The organism is Microcystis sp. T1-4 (genome assembly GCF_000297435.1).
Taxonomy (GTDB): Bacteria; Cyanobacteriota; Cyanobacteriia; order Cyanobacteriales; family Microcystaceae; genus Microcystis.
In genome coordinates this window covers 1-920 of sequence record NZ_CAIP01000371.1, presented here as the reverse complement: position 1 = coordinate 920, position 920 = coordinate 1, and the positions used below count along the sequence as shown (strand labels likewise).

1 protein-coding gene and 1 pseudogene are annotated in these 920 nt (G+C 36.0%); both read left to right on the top strand.

Features of this window, described 5'->3' with window-relative positions; translation table 11 throughout:
* Positions 1–311: pseudogene (locus tag MICAI_RS25155) on the top strand (transposase); the annotation flags it as partial.
* A 214-nt stretch (positions 312–525) separates the two neighbouring features.
* Positions 526–768: a hypothetical protein gene (locus tag MICAI_RS17580; RefSeq protein WP_008205320.1), complete on the top strand. Its 243-nt coding sequence runs from the start codon at positions 526–528 to the stop codon at positions 766–768.
* The last annotated feature ends 152 nt before the right edge of the window (positions 769–920 follow it).

Genomic DNA, 920 nt, shown 5'->3' with positions numbered 1-920 from the left:
AAAAAATCTGGTTTCTCTGCCTAAAAGAGATGTTAAAACAGCAGGAGAGATTCATAATAAAAGGATTAGTATATATTGCCATAGACTGGACGAGTTGCGGAGCAATTAATATCTTGATGGTGAGTCTAATTTATGACAAGAGAGCCATGCCAAGCTATTGGGAAATATTAGATAAAAAAGGAAGTAGTAATCTCGAAGAACAGCAGCGAGTATTGGGAAAAATATTGACGGTGCTATCAGGTCATAAAATCGTGGTGTTAGGAGATAGAGAATTTTGCTCAGTCAGTCTTGGAAAGTGGCTTCACGAGTAGAGTGTATACTTTTTTTAAGACAAAAACAAAGCAGAAATGTCAAGACAGAGGAAGTAGTTTATCAAGAAATGAGGGGATTGGATCTAAGTCCAGGAACTCAACTATTTTTGAATGATGTAAATATTACAAAAAAGCAGGGATTTAGACCGTTTAACTTAGCTGGTAAGTGGAAAAAACTTACTGAGGTTTTACCACAAAAGAACCTTGATATATTTTGACTAATTTTGAAGATTTAGAGACGGCAATAATTGCCTATCAAAAAAGATTTGATATTGAAGAGATGTTTCGAGATTTTAAGTCGGGAGGCTATAGCTTAGAAGGTTCTCAATTAGCACCGCAATACCTATCAAAGCTGATAATTGTTATAGCTATTGCGTATACAAGTGCCACACTACAAGGTAAAAAAATTAAGGATATGGGAATCCAAAAATATGTCACAAGACCTGAAAAAAGATAGCTCTTCTAGGTTCTGTGTGATAAGTTTAATTGACATAGGATCGATCGATCTTTGTGTCCTTTGTGTCTTTGTGGTTCGTTCCACCCCCTCGCTCTTGAGAAATGTATCTTAGAATACATTTTACCCACCAAAGCTGGGAGAGCCAAAAGATA